This window comes from Streptomyces sp. NPDC012508 (assembly GCF_042902595.1).
Lineage (GTDB): Bacteria > Actinomycetota > Actinomycetes > Streptomycetales > Streptomycetaceae > Streptomyces.
The window spans coordinates 1,041,802-1,058,195 of sequence record NZ_JBIBEO010000001.1 but is presented as its reverse complement, the minus strand read 5'-3'; the positions used below and the strand labels follow the sequence as shown (position 1 = coordinate 1,058,195).

15 protein-coding genes are annotated in these 16,394 nt (G+C 69.6%); 3 read left to right on the top strand and 12 right to left on the bottom strand.

What is annotated here, in order from left to right; translation table 11 throughout:
- The first annotated feature begins 66 nt into the window (after positions 1-66).
- Entirely contained in the window at positions 67-630 is a 564-nt protein-coding gene (locus tag ACFY8U_RS04530) for a GNAT family N-acetyltransferase (RefSeq protein WP_389565505.1), read from the top strand.
- A 63-nt stretch (positions 631-693) separates the two neighbouring features.
- On the opposite strand, the gene pssA is transcribed toward ACFY8U_RS04530, so the two are convergent.
- From pssA to ACFY8U_RS04485, 9 genes are all read right to left on the bottom strand, one after another.
- Positions 694-1,566, bottom strand: coding sequence for a CDP-diacylglycerol--serine O-phosphatidyltransferase (pssA, locus tag ACFY8U_RS04525; protein WP_389566170.1), 873 nt, complete (start codon positions 1,564-1,566; stop codon positions 694-696).
- Positions 1,559-2,215: a phosphatidylserine decarboxylase gene (locus ACFY8U_RS04520; RefSeq protein WP_260226710.1), complete on the bottom strand. Its 657-nt coding sequence runs from the start codon at positions 2,213-2,215 to the stop codon at positions 1,559-1,561. Before ACFY8U_RS04520 ends, pssA begins: the two co-directional genes overlap by 8 nt.
- A 180-nt stretch (positions 2,216-2,395) precedes the next feature.
- Positions 2,396-3,601, bottom strand: coding sequence for an acyl-CoA dehydrogenase family protein (locus ACFY8U_RS04515; protein ID WP_260226711.1), 1,206 nt, complete (start codon positions 3,599-3,601; stop codon positions 2,396-2,398).
- A 2-nt stretch (positions 3,602-3,603) separates the two neighbouring features.
- On the bottom strand, positions 3,604-4,128 hold the full coding sequence (locus tag ACFY8U_RS04510; RefSeq protein ID WP_030320137.1) for a MaoC family dehydratase: 525 nt from the start codon (positions 4,126-4,128) through the stop codon (positions 3,604-3,606).
- A 5-nt stretch (positions 4,129-4,133) separates the two neighbouring features.
- Positions 4,134-5,099, bottom strand: a complete 966-nt coding sequence (locus ACFY8U_RS04505) for a CoA ester lyase (RefSeq protein WP_260226713.1) — start codon at positions 5,097-5,099, stop codon at positions 4,134-4,136.
- On the bottom strand, positions 5,096-7,108 hold the full coding sequence (locus ACFY8U_RS04500; RefSeq protein ID WP_389565500.1) for a protein meaA: 2,013 nt from the start codon (positions 7,106-7,108) through the stop codon (positions 5,096-5,098). Before ACFY8U_RS04500 ends, ACFY8U_RS04505 begins: the two co-directional genes overlap by 4 nt.
- A gap of 14 nt (positions 7,109-7,122) precedes the next feature.
- A complete protein-coding gene (gene ccrA, locus ACFY8U_RS04495; RefSeq protein ID WP_361443054.1) occupies positions 7,123-8,460 on the bottom strand; it encodes a crotonyl-CoA carboxylase/reductase in 1,338 nt (445 codons plus the stop codon).
- 392 nt (positions 8,461-8,852) lie between these two features.
- The gene (locus tag ACFY8U_RS04490) at positions 8,853-9,692 is read right to left on the bottom strand and encodes a TetR family transcriptional regulator (RefSeq protein WP_389565496.1); all 840 of its coding nucleotides are present in this window, start codon (positions 9,690-9,692) and stop codon (positions 8,853-8,855) included.
- Positions 9,693-9,813: 121 nt separating this feature from the next.
- Entirely contained in the window at positions 9,814-11,595 is a 1,782-nt protein-coding gene (locus ACFY8U_RS04485) for a 3-hydroxyacyl-CoA dehydrogenase family protein (protein ID WP_389565493.1), read from the bottom strand.
- 321 nt (positions 11,596-11,916) lie between these two features.
- Between ACFY8U_RS04485 and ACFY8U_RS04480 the strand changes: the two genes are divergently transcribed.
- A complete protein-coding gene (locus ACFY8U_RS04480; protein ID WP_389565490.1) occupies positions 11,917-12,513 on the top strand; it encodes a HEAT repeat domain-containing protein in 597 nt (198 codons plus the stop codon).
- Here the strand turns inward: ACFY8U_RS04480 and ACFY8U_RS04475 are convergent.
- From ACFY8U_RS04475 to ACFY8U_RS04465, 3 genes are all read right to left on the bottom strand, one after another.
- On the bottom strand, positions 12,510-12,923 hold the full coding sequence (locus tag ACFY8U_RS04475; RefSeq protein ID WP_389565488.1) for a RidA family protein: 414 nt from the start codon (positions 12,921-12,923) through the stop codon (positions 12,510-12,512). The genes ACFY8U_RS04480 and ACFY8U_RS04475 overlap by 4 nt on opposite strands.
- Before the next feature lie 60 nt (positions 12,924-12,983).
- Complete coding sequence (locus ACFY8U_RS04470; RefSeq protein ID WP_389565485.1) at positions 12,984-14,624, bottom strand: alpha/beta hydrolase; 1,641 nt, start codon at positions 14,622-14,624, stop codon at positions 12,984-12,986.
- A gap of 125 nt (positions 14,625-14,749) precedes the next feature.
- Entirely contained in the window at positions 14,750-15,778 is a 1,029-nt protein-coding gene (locus ACFY8U_RS04465) for an Rv2578c family radical SAM protein (RefSeq protein ID WP_389565483.1), read from the bottom strand.
- A gap of 162 nt (positions 15,779-15,940) precedes the next feature.
- On the opposite strand from ACFY8U_RS04465, the gene ACFY8U_RS04460 reads away from it, so the two are divergent.
- A complete protein-coding gene (locus ACFY8U_RS04460) occupies positions 15,941-16,384 on the top strand; it encodes an SRPBCC family protein (RefSeq protein WP_361443033.1) in 444 nt (147 codons plus the stop codon).
- The last annotated feature ends 10 nt before the right edge of the window (positions 16,385-16,394 follow it).

The window sequence follows — 16,394 nt, the reverse complement described above, 5'->3', positions numbered from 1 at the left end:
ACGCGGGCGCCACCGCCCCGAAGCACGTGTCACCTTCCGGAAACACAGGGGTGTGAAGCTCGGCCCATGAGCGAACACGTCACCGATCGCCCCCTCCCCGCCCTCGAGGCTCCCGTCGAGCGGCTCGGCCCGCCCGCGATCCGCGCCCACGCCTCCGAAGGGCTCGCCGCCCTCCTCGTCGACGCCGTCGACGGCGGGGCCTCCCTCGGCTTCCTCGCGCCCCTGGACCCGGCCGAGGCGGCCGCCTGGTGGCTCACGGTCGCCGAGGAGGCCCACCAGGGCGTACGGGACGTCTGGGCGGCCCACGGGCCCGGGGGCGAGCTCCTCGGCGCGGTGACGCTCGTACGGACCGAGAAGGCGAACGGCCGCCACCGAGGCGAGATCGCCCGGCTGATCGTCCACCGCGACGCCCGGGGCCAGGGCCTGGGCGGCCGCCTCCTGGCCGCCGCGGAGGCCCACGCGGCGCGCGAAGGCCTCACGCTCCTGATCCTGGACACCGAGACCGACAGCCCCGCCGAGGGGCTCTACCGCAAGGCGGGCTGGACGCGTGCCGGAACCATCCCGGACTTCGCCGCCGACCCCTCGGGGACCCTGCGCCCCACCACGCTCTACTACAAGCGCCTGACCTGAGGCGTACACGACGAAGGGCCCGGGCGCTTCCCGCACCCGGGCCCTTCGTCGTACACGTATCGCCTACGGCAGCTGAGCCGCCTCCGCCTGCCGCGCCTCCCGGCTCTCACGCCGGTTGTCGCGGAAGGTGTTCACCCGCCGGGCCGTCGCGAAGAGGGGGATCACGGCGCCCAGCACGACCTGCAGCGCGCAGCCGGTCTGGAGCAGCAGCTGCCCGCCCGGCGCGTCGAACGCCCAGGCCGCCAGCATGCCCATCGCGCCCACGATCCAGCTGAGCATCGCCACCGCGAGGATGCCCCGCGGCTTGGGGTACTCGACCCGGCTCACCATCAGCCAGGCGACACCGATGATCGCGAGGAGCGTCGGGATGAACGGCAGCTCGAGAAGCACGATCGAGACGACCGTCAGCGCGCCGAAGGGGCTCGGCATGCCCTGGAACATGCCGTCCTTCATGGTCACGCAGGAGAATCTCGCCAGCCGCAGCACCACCGCGAGCAGCACCACGATCGCGGCCACCGCCGAGACCTTCTGCTGCGCGCCGGGCGTGACCATGCCGTACACGAGTACGAAGTAGGCCGGCGCCAGACCGAAGCTGATCAGGTCCGACAGGTTGTCGAGCTCGGCACCCATCGGGGACGAGCGGAGCTTGCGCGCCACGATGCCGTCGAACAGGTCGAAGATCGCCGCGGCCAGCATCAGGATCACGGCGGTGGCGGCGCTGTTGCGCGCCATGCCGGTCTCGGTGCTGCCCGTGAGGTGCGGGATGAGGATCCCGGTGGTGGTGAAGTACACCGCCATGAATCCACACGTCGCGTTACCGAGCGTGAGGGCGTCCGCTATGGACAGCCTCAACGACAGCGGCATCTCCTCGTCCTCGGCATCCTCCGCGTCGCCGTCGGCGACCCAGTCGGCGGCCCGGGTGTCGGGATCAATCACGGTCAATGCGAGTCACCCCCGCGGTCGTGGTCTGACCGACCTCGACGGCGACGTCCACACCCTCCGGAAGGTAGATGTCAACGCGTGACCCGAAACGGATCAGACCGATGCGCTCGCCCTGCTCGACCTTCGTCCCCTGGGGGATGTACGGCACGATGCGCCGGGCCACTGCCCCGGCGATCTGCACCATCTCGATGTCACCGAGCTCGGTGTCGAAGTGCCAGACAACGCGCTCGTTGTTCTCGCTCTCCTTGTTGAACGCCGGGACGAACCCGCCGGGGATGTGCTCCACGGACGTCACCGTGCCGGCCAGCGGCGCGCGGTTGACGTGGACGTTCAGCGGGCTCATGAAGATGGCGACCCGGGTGCGTCCGTCCTTCCACGGCATGATGCTCTGCACCACACCGTCGGCGGGGGAGATGACCCGGCCCTGAGCGATCTCGCGCTCGGGGTCGCGGAAGAACCACAGCATGCCCGCCGCCAGAGCGGTGGTGGGCACGGCGATGGCCGCGGCGCGCCGAGACCGGCGCGCACGCACGAGGCTCAGCGCCGCGGTGGCGACGGTCGGCAGAAGCCACGGCGATGCTCCGCGTGCGATGCGTACGCCGGCGAGGCTGTCGCGAGGTGCAGAGGTTTGGCTGTGGGGCATGGATGACCTTCGTAGCGGATGATGCCGCACTGGCAACGGGGGACGGCGGCTTTCCATCGATGCTATCGGGTGGGAGCCGCAACTGGGTAAGCCAGAAGCCGAGTCGGTCGGCCGGAAACGCTCAGAGAACGTTGACAGGGTGTGATCTTCTTCGCGGCCGAACCGACTCAAAAGCGACAATCAACCCTGGAACCGGTACTCCTCGAGCAACCGGCGGCCAATGATCATTTTCTGGATCTCGGCGGTACCTTCACCGATGAGCAGCATCGGAGCCTCGCGGTAGAGGCGCTCGATCTCGTACTCCTTCGAGAACCCGTATCCACCGTGGATACGGAAGGCGTCCTCGACGACTTCCTTGCAGTATTCGGAGGCGAGGTACTTCGCCATCCCTGCTTCGAGGTCGTTTCGTTCCCCGGAGTCCTTTTTGCGTGCTGCGTTCACCATCATGGCATGAGCGGCCTCGACCTTGGTAGCCATCTCGGCGAGCTTGAACTGAATCGCCTGGTGCTGGGCGATCGGCTTGCCGAAAGTGTGACGTTGCTGGGCATAAGAGACACCCAGTTCGAAAGCACGCTGAGCGACACCGCAGCCACGGGCCGCGACATTCACGCGGCCGACCTCCACGCCGTCCATCATTTGGTAAAACCCTCGGCCGGTGGTCCCGCCGAGTACCCGATTGGCCGGAATGCGCAGTCCGTCCATGATGAGTTCGGTCGTGTCGACGCCCTTGTAACCCATCTTGTCGATCTTCCCGGGGATGGTGAGGCCGGGGCGGACCTCTCCGAAGCCGGGCTCCTTCTCGACGAGGAAGGTCGTCATCGACTTGTGGGGCGCCGTGCCCTCGGGGTGTCCTTCGTCACTTCGGACGAGAACGGCGACCAGCGTTGACGTTCCGCCGTTCGTCAGCCACATCTTCTGGCCGTTCAGGACGTACTCGTCGCCGTCCTTGACCGCCTTCGACGTGATCGCCGACACATCCGAGCCGAGGGCCGGCTCCGACATCGAGAACGCGCCACGCGTCTCGCCGGCCGCCATCCGCGGAAGGAAGTAGTCCTTCTGCTCCTGGGTGCCGTGCTGCTTGAGCATGTACGCCACGATGAAGTGCGTGTTGATGATGCCGGAGACCGACATCCAGCCGCGGGCGATCTCCTCCACGCACAGCGCGTACGTGAGCAGCGACTCACCCAGACCCCCGTACTCCTCGGGGATCATCAGACCGAAGAGGCCGAGCTCCTTGAGCCCGTCGACGATCTGCTGCGGGTACTCGTCGCGGTGTTCGAGCTCGGTCGCGACCGGGATGATCTCCTTGTCGACGAACTCCCGGACGGTCTTGAGGATCTCCTGCTGGACATCCGTCAGCCCGGCGGTCTGGGCGAGTCGGGCCATGGCTACTTCTCCGTCTTCTTCGCGGGCTCGATCAGCTCGGGGCGGCCGGGCTGCTCGCCGCCGCGCTCCTTGATGTACGTCTCGGTGGGGACCATCACCTTGCGGCGGAAGACACACACGAGGGTGCCGTCCTGCTTGTAGCCCTTGGTCTCGACGTAGACGATGCCGCGGTCGTTCTTCGACTTCGACGGGGTCTTGTCGAGGACCGTGGTCTCGCCGTAGATGGTGTCGCCGTGGAAGGTCGGGGCCACGTGACGCAGCGACTCGATCTCCAGGTTGGCGATCGCCTTGCCCGAGACGTCCGGGACGGACATGCCGAGCAGCAGCGAGTAGATGTAGTTGCCGACGACGACGTTCTTGCCGAAGTCCGTCGTGTTCTCGGCGTAGTTCACATCCATGTGCAGCGGATGATGGTTCATCGTCAGCAGGCAGAAGAGGTGGTCGTCGTACTCGGTGACCGTCTTTCCGGGCCAGTGCTTGTACACGGCGCCGACTTCGAACTCTTCGTAGGTGCGGCCGAACTGCATCGGACTCAGGCCTCCGGGATCTCGAACTTGGTGGTGCGCTCCATGCCGGCGGCGCGGCCCTTGCCGGAGATGACCAGCGCCATCTTGCGGGAGGCCTCGTCGATCATCTCGTCGCCGAGCATGGCCGAGCCCTTCTTGCCGCCGGCCTCGGAGGTGTAGTAGTCGTACGCGTCCAGGATCAGCTCGGCGTGGTCGAAGTCCTCCTGCGACGGGGAGAAGATCTCGTTCGCGGCGGCGACCTGGTCCGGGTGGAGCACCCACTTGCCGTCGAAGCCGAGCGCGGCGGCGCGGCGGGCGACCGCCTGGTAGCCCTCGGGGTTGCGGATCTGCAGGTAGGGGCCGTCGATCGCCTGGAGGTTGTTGGCGCGGGCGGCCATCAGGATCTTCATCAGGATGTAGTGGTAGGCGTCGGCGTCGTAGCCGGGCGGCTGCTCGCCGACGACCAGGGACTTCATGTTGATGGAGGCCATGAAGTCGGCCGGGCCGAAGATGATGGTCTCGACACGCTGCGAGGCGGTCGCGATCGCGTTGACGTTGTTGAGGCCCTGGGCGTTCTCGATCTGCGCCTCGATGCCGATCTTGCCGACCTCGAAGCCCATGGTCTTCTCGATCTGCGTCAGCAGCAGGTCGAGCGCCACGATCTGCTGCGCGTCCTGGACCTTCGGCAGCATGATGCAGTCGAGGTTCTGGCCGGCGCCCTCGACGACGGTGACGACGTCACGGTACGTCCAGTGGGTCGTCCAGTCGTTGACCCGCACCACGCGCGTCTTGCCGGTCCAGTCGCCCTCGTTCAGGAACTTGACGATGGTGTGGCGGGCCTCGGGCTTGGCGAGCGGCGCGCAGGCGTCCTCCAGGTCGAGGAAGACCTGGTCGGCGGCGAGCCCCTGGGCCTTCTCCAGGAAGCGCGGGTTGGAGCCGGGGACCGCCAGACACGAGCGACGCGGGCGGAGTCGGTTCACGGGGCTGGTCATGCGGGGACCTCCAGGGGGTCGAGCTTGTTCGCTTTCCGGATCTCGTCGACGATACGGCCGATGATCTCCGTGATACCGAAGTCCTTCGGTGTGAAGACGGCGGCCACACCCGCGCGCTTCAGTTCTGCGGCGTCGGCGTTGGGGATGATCCCCCCGACGATGACCGGGATGTCCACGGCGCCGGCCTCACGGAGGCGGTCGAGGACGTCCGGGACCAGCTCGGCGTGCGAGCCGGAGAGGATCGACAGACCCACGCAGTGCACGTCCTCCGCGAGGGCCGCGTTGACGATCTGCTCGGGCGTCAGCCTGATCCCCTGGTAGACCACCTCGAAACCGGCGTCACGCGCGCGTACGGCGATCTGCTCGGCCCCGTTGGAGTGCCCGTCGAGGCCCGGCTTGCCGACCAGCAGCCGCAGCCGCCCGGAGCCGAGCTCCGTGGCCGTCCGCGCCACCTTCTCCCGTACGAGAGCCAGCGGGGTGCCCTCCTCGGCCGTCACCGCGACGGGTGCGGAGGAGACGCCCGTGGGGGCGCGGAACTCGCCGAAGACGTCCCGCAGCGCCCAGGACCACTCGCCGGTCGTGACACCCGCACGCGCGCACTCCACGGTCGCGGCGAAGAGGTTGCCGTCCCCGGCAGCCGTGGCCTTGAGGGCCGCCAGCGACTCCTGGGCCCGGTTCTCGTCACGGTTGTCACGCCACTCGTGGAGCTTCGCGACGACCTTGGCCTCGTTGGCCGGATCGACGGTCATGATCGCCGTGTCGAGATCCGAGGTGAGCGGGTTCTCCTCGGTCGACTGGAAGATGTTCACGCCGACGATCTTCTCGTCGCCGGACTCGATCCGGGCGCGCCGCTCGGCGTGCGAGGAGACCAGCTGCGACTTGAGGTAGCCGGACTCGACGGCGGCCATCGCGCCGCCCATCTCCTGGATCCGGTCGATCTCGGCCAGGCACTCCTCGACGAGCGAGCCGACCTTTGCCTCGATCACGTGCGACCCGGCGAAGATGTCCTCGTACTCCAGCAGGTCGGACTCGTGGGCGAGCACCTGCTGGATACGGAGCGACCACTGCTGGTCCCAGGGGCGGGGCAGGCCCAGCGCCTCGTTCCAGGCGGGCAGCTGGACGGCACGCGCGCGTGCGTCCTTGGAGAGCGTGACGGCCAGCATCTCCAGGACGATCCGCTGGACGTTGTTCTCCGGCTGCGCCTCGGTCAGACCGAGCGAGTTGACCTGGACGCCGTAGCGGAACCGGCGCTGCTTGTCGTTCTCGATGCCGTACCGCTCGCGGGTGACCTTGTCCCAGATGCGGCCGAAGGCGCGCATCTTGCACATCTCCTCGATGAAGCGGACGCCCGCGTTCACGAAGAACGAGATACGGGCGACGACTTCGCCGAAGCGGTCCGCCGGGACCTGGCCGGAGTCCCGGACCGCGTCGAGCACCGCGATCGCGGTGGACATCGCGTACGAGATCTCCTGGACCGGAGTGGCCCCCGCCTCCTGCAGGTGGTAGCTGCAGATGTTGATCGGGTTCCACTTCGGGATGTGGTTCACCGTGTAGGTGATCATGTCCGTCGTGAGGCGCAGCGACGGGCCGGGCGGGAAGACGTGCGTCCCGCGCGACAGGTACTCCTTCACGATGTCGTTCTGGGTGGTGCCCTGGAGCCGGGTGACGTCCGCGCCCTGCTCCTCGGCGACCACCTGGTAGAGCGCCAGCAGCCACATCGCCGTGGCGTTGATGGTCATCGAGGTGTTCATCTGCTCCAGGGGGATGTCCTGGAACAGCCGGCGCATGTCACCGAGGTGCGAGACCGGGACCCCGACCCGGCCGACCTCGCCGCGGGCGAGGATGTGGTCGGGGTCGTAGCCGGTCTGCGTGGGCAGGTCGAAGGCGACCGAGAGACCGGTCTGGCCCTTGGCCAGGTTGCGCCGGTACAGCTCGTTGGACGCCTCGGCGGTCGAGTGACCGGCGTAGGTCCGCATGAGCCACGGCCGGTCCTTCTGACGCTCTGTCATGTACGGTCCCGGGCTCAGATGTTACGGAAGCGGTTGATGGCGTCGATGTGCTTCGCGCGCATCTCCGGGTCGCGCACGCCGAGGCCCTCCTGGGGGGCGAGCGCGAGGACGCCGACCTTGCCCTGGTGCAGGTTGCGGTGGACGTCGTACGCGGCCTGGCCGGTGTCCTCCAGGGAGTAGACCTTGGAGAGCGTCGGGTGGATCTTGCCCTTGGCGATCAGGCGGTTGGCCTCCCACGCCTCGCGGTAGTTGGCGAAGTGCGAGCCGATGATGCGCTTCAGGGACATCCACAGGTAGCGGTTGTCGTACTGGTGCATGTAGCCCGAGGTCGAGGCGCAGGTGGTGATGGTGCCGCCCTTGCGGGTGACGTACACCGAGGCGCCGAAGGTCTCGCGGCCCGGGTGCTCGAAAACGATGTCGATGTCCTCGCCGCCGGTCAGCTCACGGATCTTGGAGCCGAAGCGCTTCCACTCGCGCGGGTCCTGGGTGTTCTCGTCCTTCCAGAACTTGTAGCCCTCGGCGTTGCGGTCGATGACCGCGTCCGCGCCCATCGCCCGGCAGATGTCGGCCTTCTCGGGGGAGGAGACGACACAGATCGGGTTGGCGCCGCCGGCCAGCGCGAACTGGGTGGCGTACGAGCCGAGGCCGCCGCTCGCGCCCCAGATCAGGACGTTGTCGCCCTGCTTCATGCCGGCGCCGTTGCGGGAGACCAGCTGGCGGTACGCGGTGGAGTTCACCAGGCCGGGGGAGGCGGCCTCCTCCCAGCTCAGGTGGTCCGGCTTCGGCATGAGCTGGTTGGACTTGACGAGCGCGATCTCCGCCAGGCCGCCGAAGTTGGTCTCGAAGCCCCAGATGCGCTGTTCGGGGTCGAGCATCGTGTCGTTGTGGCCGTCCGAGGACTCCAGCTCGACCGAGAGACAGTGCGCGACGACCTCGTCGCCGGGGTTCCAGGCGTTGACGCCCGGGCCGGTGCGCAGCACGACGCCCGCGAGGTCGGAGCCGATGATGTGGTACGGCAGGTCGTGGCGCTTGGTGAGCTCGGAGAGCCGCCCGTACCGCTCGAGGAAGCTGAAGGTCGAGACCGGCTCGAAGATCGAGGTCCAGACCGAGTTGTAGTTCACGGAGCTGGCCATCACGGCGACCAGGGCCTCGCCCGGGCCGAGCTCGGGGAGCGGCACGTCGTCGAGGTGGAGCGACTTGCGCGGGTCCTTGTCGCGGCTCTCGAGGCCGGCGAACATCTCGGCCTCGTCCTTGTGGACGGTCACGGCGCGGTACGACTCGGGGAGCTTGATGTTGGCGAAGTCCGCGGACGTGGCGTCCGTCGACTGGATCGCGTCCAGGATGTCCTTCACGGGGTGCCTCCGGCGGTGCGGCGTCCGGGCGGGACGCACTGAGGGGTTACGTCTTGGAGTGCTGCTGTGGAGGTGTGCCGTCGGTTCGGCGGGTGGTGCGGTGGCTGCGCCGGGTGGGCGCTGAGGGTTGCCTGTGACGCAGGCGTCCGGGCGCACAATCACGATGGCTTGTGGGGACAGCCGGCGCACGAGGAGGCCTCGGCGCGCCGGCCGCCCGGACAACATCAACGTATGGCACCGCGTGTCACCTGACAAGGCACTGCGTGCCAACAATTTCACTCATATGCAATCTGCCGGTCACACATGAGCGATGATCGATCGAAGGTGGGGGTAAAACGGGACGAGGGCCACCCCCCGGGGGCGGGGGGCGGCCCTCGTCGTGAAACCGGCGGTCAGTCGCGCTGGAGCGCGTTCCGGATGGTGCGCATGACCTCGTCGAGCGGAGCGTCCGTACGCGCCACCGCGACCAGGACCCCGCCCTCCGTGGACATGGTCGCCGCGGGCGCCTGTGCGGCCGTCTGAGCGCCCGTCTGGGGCGTCTGGGGGGCCGAGACCGGCCGTGCTCCTATGCCCGTACCGAACGTCTCCCGCACGATCGCGAAGGCGTGGTCCAGCTGCGCCTCCACGTCCCCCTGGCCCCCGGCCCGCAGCCAGCGGCGCAGGACGTGGTTGTGGGCCGTGACGACCGCCGATGCCGCCACCTCGGCGAGCAGCGGGTCGTCGTTGCCGTCGTGGTGGTCGCGCTCGTCGAAGTGGCCCAGCAGATAGCGGGTGAAGAGCCGCTCGTAGCGGGCCACCGAGGCGATCTCACGCTCGCGCAGGGTGGGTACCTCACGGGTGAGCCGGTACCGCTCCACGGAGACCGCCGGGGACCCCGCGTACATCTTCATGACCTCCTTGATGCCCCGGCAGACCGTGTCCAGCGGGTGCTCGTGCGGCGGGGCGGCGTTGAGGACCGCCTCCGCGCGCACCAGGGTGTCGTCGTGGTCCGGGAAGATCGCCTCTTCCTTGGAGCGGAAGTGGCGGAAGAAGGTCCGGCGGGCGACCCCGGCCGCCGCGGCGATCTCGTCGACCGTCGTGGCCTCGTACCCCTTGGTCGCGAAGAGCTCCATGGCCGCGGCCGCCAGCTCGCGGCGCATCTTCAGCCGCTGTGCGGCCGCACGGGTGCCGGCCGCACTCTCCTGGCTGTCGGAGGTGGACGTGGCACGGGGTGACTTTGCGGCCTTGGACATGTCCTGAACGTACTGCATCAGTGCGGGAGTGTGCCCAGGTGGGGGAGGGTCGCCCGGACCCGTGCCGGGGGTGCCGTGGGCACCCCCGGGGCTCAGCAACCCTCCCCAGCCCGCGTAGGGCTCAGCGTCGGGCATATTCGCGGAAGCCGCGCCCCGTCTTGCGGCCGAGGCAGCCGGCCGCCACCAGGTGCTCCAGAAGCGGCGCCGGAGCCAGGCCCGGGTCGCGGAACTCGCGGTGCAGGACCTGCTCGATGGCGAGCGAGACGTCCAGGCCGACGACGTCGAGCAGCTCGAACGGACCCATCGGGTAGCCGCCGCCCAGCTTCATCGCGGCGTCGATGTCGTCCAGGGTCGCGTAGTGCTCCTGGACCATCTTGATCGCGTTGTTCAGGTACGGGAAGAGCAGCGCGTTCACGATGAAACCGGCCCGGTCGCCGCAGTCCACCGGGTGCTTCCGGATCTTCGTGGTGACCTCGCGGACCGTGGCGTGGACGTCGTCCGCGGTCAGGACCGTACGGACGATCTCCACCAGCTTCATCGCGGGCGCCGGGTTGAAGAAGTGCATCCCGATGACGTCCTGCGGGCGCGAGGTGGCGCGTGCGCAGGCGACGACCGGCAGGGAGGAGGTCGTGGTGGCGAGCACCGCGCCCTGCTTGCAGATCTTGTCGAGCCGGGCGAACAGCTCCTGCTTGATCGCCAGGTCCTCGGCGACCGCCTCCACGGCCAGGTCCACCTCGGCGAAGGCGTCGAGCGAACCGGCCGGGGTGATCCGGGCCAGCGTCTCGTCGCGGGCCTCACCGGTCATCCGGCCCTTGTCGACGGAGCGGGCGAGGGACTTGGCGATCCGTGCCTTGGCGGTGTCCGCCTTCTCCTGGGAACGGGCGGAGAGGACGACCTCGTACCCGGCCTTGGCGAAGACCTCGGCGATGCCGGAGGCCATCGTGCCCGAGCCGGCGACGCCGACCGAGCGGACCTCGCGGCCGCCGCCGGTGGCGGCGCTCTCCAGCGGGGTCAGCGCGTCGCGGACCACGGTGGCCGAGCCGGCGGCGTCGTACGTGTAGAAGCCGCGGCCGGACTTGCGGCCCGTGAGACCCGCCTCGCTGAGCTGCTTGAGGATCGGGGCGGGGGCGTGGAGCCGGTCGCGCGACTCGCTGTACATCGCCTCCAGGACGGTACGGGCGGTGTCGATGCCGATCAGGTCGAGCAGCGCCAGCGGGCCCATCGGCAGGCCGCAGCCGAGCTTCATGGCGGCGTCGATGTCCTCGCGGGAGGCGTACTTCGCCTCGTACATCGCGGCGGCCTGGTTGAGGTAGCCGAAGAGCAGGCCGTCCGCGACGAAGCCGGGACGGTCGCCGACCGCGACGGGCTCCTTGCCCAGGTCGTGCGCGAGGGCGGTGACGGCCTCGACGGCCTGCGGCGCGGTGAGGACGGAGGAGACGATCTCCACCAGCTTCATGGCCTGGACCGGGGTGAAGAAGTGCAGGCCGAGCACGCGCTCCGGGTGGGCGGAGTCGGCGGCGAGCCGGGTCACGGAGAGCGCGTTGGTGCCGGTGGCGATGATCGCGTCGGGCCGGAGGACGGCGTCCAGGGCCCGGAAGACCTCCTGCTTGGCCTCGTACGACTCGGGCACGACCTCGATCACGAGGTCGGCGTCGGCCGCCGCCTGGAGGTCGGAGTAGGTGCGGAAGCGGGCGAGGACGTCCTGCCGCTCCTCCTCGGTGATCCGCTCACGGGCCACCGCACGGGCGGTGGACGCCTCCAGGGCGGCGACGGCCTGGATCGCGGCGGCTTCGCTGATGTCGATGCCGATGACCTCGCGGCCGGCGCGGGCGAGGACATCGGCGATGCCCTTGCCCATGGTGCCGAGACCGACGACGGCGATGGTGGAGAGAGGGGTGTCCATCAGGGGACTCCAGGAGGGAAGAGTGACGACTGAAGGCGGCGCGTGCGGAGCGCGTGCGGGCGCGAACGGGTCGCGAACGGAAAACGCGAGGAGTTCACGACGGAAGCGCGAAGAGTCGCGTGGAAAAGGCGATGGACTCTGTCCCGGAGTCACATCGAAAACTGCCGAACCGACAAACTCGATCTCACGACGGCTGCGTCACCAGGCCGTTGTGAGGATGCGGGGGTTACCCGCTCACCTGAGATTAACCGGCGGGTAACGAGGGCGCCAGTCCCGGGGAGTTCAGAAAATGTGATCTGGATCGCGGATACGCTGACAGCCATGGATATCGCCCAGGACCCCGAATTCTGCTCGATGATCGATCGATTGCGGGACGAGATCCTCGACGGTGCGGAAGGTGACCGAAAGGCTTTCGAAGAACTCGCCGCGACCGACGATCCCGAAGAGTCCGCCCGCGTCCTGACCGCGCCCGGCCAACCGCTCTGGGCCCGAGAGATCGCCGCCTTCCGGCTCGGCCTCGCCCGCGACCCACGCGCCTTCGAAGCCCTGGTCCTGCTTCTCAACCACCGCGACCCGGAGCGCTGCGTCTCCGCCGCGTACGCCCTGGCCCGGCTCGGCGACCCGCGCACCGCGCGCGCGGCCGCCGCCCTCGCCACCAACGAACTCCGCGTCGCCTACGCCCTCTTGCCGGTCCGGCTGCTCGCCGACCTGCGTGCCCCCGAGTCCGTACCGGCTCTGGTCACCGTCCTCGAACGGCGTCTGGGGTCCGACGATCCGCACTGGCGGGTCGGCGTCGCCTGTGCCGAGGGGCTCGGCGCCCTCGGCGATCCACGCGCCCTGCCGGCGCTGGAGGCCGCCCTCCCGCACCCCCGCCTCGGCCGGGCGGCCGCCGAGGCGCTCGCCCGGCTCGCCCGCTAGCCGGCGTCGGCCTCCGGGACCAGGGCGAAGGCCTCGATCTCGATCAGGAGCTCCGGGCGGACCAGCGCCGCGACCTGGACCGCGGAGCTCGCCGGGAGCGGCGCCGCGCCGAAGGCCTCGTCCCGCGCCGTCCGGACGGCCGGGAGGTGGGCGACGTCGGTGACGAAGTACGTCAGCTTCACCACGTCCTCGAACCCTGCGCCCGCAGCGGCGAGGCAGCGGCGCAGATTCGCGAAGACCTGACGGGCCTGCGTGCACGGGTCGTCCGCCCCGACCACGGCGCCCGAGGCGTCGAGGGAGCACTGGCCGGATATCGCGACGAACCGGCCCGTGCCCCACACGACATGGCTGAACTGGGGGCTGGCCGCGACACCGTCGGGGGCGGGCACATGGGTCAGGTGCGTACTCATGCCCGACATCCTCGCGCACGCCACTGACAGTCCGGCCCGGCCCCCGTGTGGCGGGGTTCCTCAGCGTTCGTGGCCGAGGAGCCCGTGCAGGACCGCGCCTCCCGTCACGCCGGCCGTGCCGCCGCCTGTCGTGGCCCCCGCCGCGGTGTCCGTGGCGGAGCCGTTGCGGGCCGCGGGGGCGGCCTTGAGCGGTACCGGCTCCGGGAGCGCCTCGCAGACCGCGTCCACCTCCGACTGCCCGTCACCGCGCGGCACGGTTCCTGTGGCCAGATAGGCCGCCAGGTGCTCGTCCAGGCAGTCGTTGCCGGCCAGCGACACCCCGTGGTTGCCGCCACCCTCCTCGACGACCAGGCTGGAGCCCCGCACCATCTGCCGCAGCGCGACGGCGCCCTCGTACGGGGTGGCCGCGTCGTCCGTCGCCTGGAGGATCAGCACCGGCGCGACCTCGTCGTTCGTGACGTCCGGCGGCGTGAGCGAGTCCACCGGCCAGAACGCGCACGGCGCGTTGTACCAGGCGTTGTTCCAGGTGGCGAAGGGCGCCTTGGCGTGGACGTCCCAGTTGTCCGTACGCCAGGTGTTCCAGTCGCGCGGCCACTTCGCGTCCCGGCACTGGACGCTCGTGTAGACCGAGTAGCCGTTGTCCGCCGCCTTGTCCGCCGCCGCGTAGCTCTCGTACGCCCGGGTCAGCGGGACCGCGTTCTTGTCGTTGACGTACGCCGAGAACGCCCCGGCGAGCGACGGCCAGTACCCGTCGTAGTACCCGCCCGGCAGGTAGGTGTCCTCCAGTTCGCCGGGGCCGACCTTGCCGCCCGCCGGGGTCTCACGCACCGCGTCCCGCATCCGGTACCAGGCGGCTTCGACCGCCGCCGGGTCCGTACCGAGCTTGTACGTGGCGTTCTGGCGGGCCACCCAGGCCATGAAGTCCTTGTGGCGGGTGTCGAAGGCGAGGTCCTGCGCGAGGTTGTCCTCGTACCAGACGCCCTGGGGGTTGACGACGGAGTCCAGCGCGAAGCGTCGCACGCGCTCCGGGTAGAGCCGCGCGTACACGGCGCCGAGGTAGGTGCCGTAGGAGTACCCCAGATAGTTGAGCTGGGGCGCGCCGAGCGCCTCGCGGATCGCGTCCAGGTCCCTGGCCGTGCTGACGGTGTCGATGTGCGGCAGGACGTCGGCGTACTTCTCTCCGCACGCCGTCGCGAAGGCCTGCGCCCGCTCGACCCCCTTCTGTTCGGCCTCCGCGCCGCTCGGCAGCGAGTCGGGGCGCACCGGGTCGAAGTGGCCGGGCCTGCAGTCGAGGGCGGGCTCGCTCCTGCCGACCCCGCGCGGATCGAAGCCGATGACGTCGTACTGCGCCGCCACCGACGCGGGCAGCGAGGCAGCCACGAACCCGGCCAGCGTCCTGCCGCTGCCGCCCGGTCCGCCCGGGTTGACGAGCAGGGGGCCCTGGAACTCCTTCGCGGAGTGCGGGATCCGCGTCAGCGCGAGCGTGATGCTCCGGCCGGCCGGGTCGTCGTGGTTCAGCGGCACCTCGAGCGTGGCGCACTGGAGCTTCGGATACGCCGAGGTGGCACAGCCGCTCCAGACGAGCGGCGCGATCGGGCGGGGGGTCGGCTCGGGCCGTGGGGCCGCGGACGCGGGCAGGACGGTGGCCGTCCCGGCGACCAGCGCCCCAGCGGCGATCAGCATTCCTGCGCGTGTGGTCATAGGGCGTCCGTGCCCCGGAGCGCATGCGGAAGGACCTCTTCCGCACAGAGTTGACCCGATCAGGCGATCCGTCGGATCCGTTCAGGTCTTCGGGTTCCCTCGTGTGCCCCTCGGCCGTCCGTCCCTCAGAGGAGGGTGAGCTGCTCGGGCGCCCCCGCGAGCGCGGGCTCCTCCGGTACGGACAGCCGGCGCGGCGCGCCCCGGTGGGCCGGCCCGATCCCGAACTCGGCGGCCAGCTCGTGCACCTGACGGGTGATCCGGCGCTGGTACCAGGTCGGGGCGTAGGCCCCGGCCGCGTACATCCGCTCGTACCGTCCCACCAGGTGCGGATGGTGCTGCCGCAGCCAGGTGAAGAACCACTCGCGCGCACCCGGCCGCAGGTGCAGGACGAGCGGGGTCACGGAGGTCGCGCCCGCCTCCGCGACGGCGCGCACGGTCTCCCGCAACTGGTCGGGACGGTCGCCGAGGAAGGGGATCACGGGGGCCATCAGCACTCCGCAGCCGATGCCGTGCTCACCGAGCCGGCGGACGACGTCCAGGCGCCGCTGGGGCGAGGGCGTCCCGGGCTCGACCGTGCGCCACAGCTCCTGGTCGGTGAAGCCGACGGAGACGGAGATGCCGACCTCGGTCACCTGCGCGGCCTGTACGAGCAGATCGAGGTCGCGCAGGATCAGGGTGCCCTTGGTGAGGATGGAGAAGGGATTGGCGTGGTCCCGCAGGGCCTCGATGATCCCCGGCATCAGCCCGTAGCGCCCCTCGGCCCGCTGGTAGCAGTCGACGTTGGTGCCCATCGCGATGTGCGCGCCCTGCCAGTGGCGGGAGGCGAGCTGGCGGCGCACCAGCTCCGGCGCGTTGATCTTCACCACGATCTGGGAGTCGAAGCCGAGACCGGTGTCGAGGTCCAGATAGCTGTGCGTCTTGCGGGCGAAGCAGTAGACGCACGCGTGCGTGCAGCCGCGATACGGGTTGATCGTCCACTCGAAGGGCATGCGAGAGGCGCCCGGCACCCGGTTCACGATCGAGCGGGCCCGCACCTCGTGGAAGGTGATCCCGCGGAACTCGGGTGTGTCGAACGTGCGGGTGGTGACCGCGTCCGTACCGAACAGCGCGGTCCCGGCGGCGGCGGGGTCGTCGCCCAGGTTGTCCCAGCGCATGGACGCCTCCTCGGTAGCAGTGGCCTCAGCCGTACGCCCAGAATAGAACACGTGTTCCCTTGATCGTTGCAACCCGGTTCGGGAGCCCGGATTTGGGAGGCCCGCGCCCAGGTGGTTGGCTGGTGCCACACCCCTGAGGAACCAAGTGCTGGAGGAAGTGCAATGGCGCAGGTAGAGGCCACCACGGAGCGGATCATCGCGGCGGACCCGGAGAAGGTGTTCGACGCTCTGGCCGACTACAGCGGCACGCGCGCGAAGGTGCTGCCCGAGCACTTCAGCGAGTACGAGGTGCGCGAGGGCGGCGACGGCGAGGGAACCCTCGTCCACTGGAAGCTCCAGGCCACCAGCAAGCGGATCCGCGACTGCCTCCTGGAGGTGACCGAGCCCACCGACGGGCAGCTCGTCGAGAAGGACCGCAACTCCTCCATGGTCACCACCTGGACCGTCACCCCCGCCGGTGAGGGCAAGTCCCGGGCCGTCGTCACCACCGTCTGGAACGGCGCCGGAGGCATCGGCGGCTTCTTCGAGAAGACCTTCGCGCCCAAGGGGCTTGGCCGCATCTACGACCTCGTCCTCGCCAACCTCGCCGCCGAGGTGGAGAAGTAACGCTCCCGCG